The 711-nt window shown below is 72.7% G+C and carries 1 protein-coding gene; it reads right to left on the bottom strand.

Annotation, left to right across the window (positions count from 1 at the left end):
- Window positions 1-711 (bottom strand): serine/threonine-protein kinase (locus FMEAI12_RS17070; RefSeq protein WP_146776718.1); only part of this gene is annotated, 711 nt, incomplete at both ends.

Below are 711 nucleotides of genomic sequence, written 5' to 3'. Positions count from 1 at the left end.
CCGGTCGGCCGGTGACTTGGCCAGGCCCTGCGCGATGACGGCGTCGAGGGCTGCCGGTGCCCCGGGCCGCACGGCCGACAGGACGGGCGGTGGCTCCTCCAGATGTGCCCTGATCACCCCGAGCCGCTCGGCCGTGACGAACGGCCTGCGCGCGGTCAGGCACTCGAAGAGCAGGCAGGCCAGCGAGTAGACGTCCGCCCGGTGGTCGACCCGGTCGGAGAGGAACCGCTCGGGCGCCATGTACTCGATCGAGCCGATCGCCGCCCCGGTCGCGGTCATCCCGGCACCCTCGACCGTCCGGGCGATCCCGAAGTCGACGAGGTAGACGAAGTCGGTCGGACGTCCGCGGCCGGCGCACAGCACGTTGGACGGCTTGACGTCGCGGTGCACCAGTCCGTCGGCGTGCGCGGCGTCCAGCGCCGAGGCGATCTGCTCGACGACGTCCACGGCGGTCCGCGGGTCGAGCGGCCCGCCGCGCAGGACCGTGCCCAGGTGGGCGCCCTCCACCAGACGCATGTCGATGAAGAGCTGGCCGTCGATCTCGCCGTGGCGGTGGATCGGGATCACATGCGGCTCGCGTAGCTGCGCCACCGTCTCGGACTCCCGGCGGAACCGCTCGGTGTAGTGCGAGTCCCCGGCCAGGCTCGGGAGCAGGAGCTTGAGGGCCACCATCCGCTGCTGCCCGGTGTCGTAGGCCCGGTAGACCTCGCC

Source organism: Parafrankia sp. Ea1.12 (assembly GCF_900465275.1).
Taxonomy (GTDB): Bacteria; Actinomycetota; Actinomycetes; order Frankiales; family Frankiaceae; genus Parafrankia; species Parafrankia soli.
Note: the sequence above shows the minus strand (reverse complement) of the source record. Positions and strands in the feature narration are given on the sequence as shown.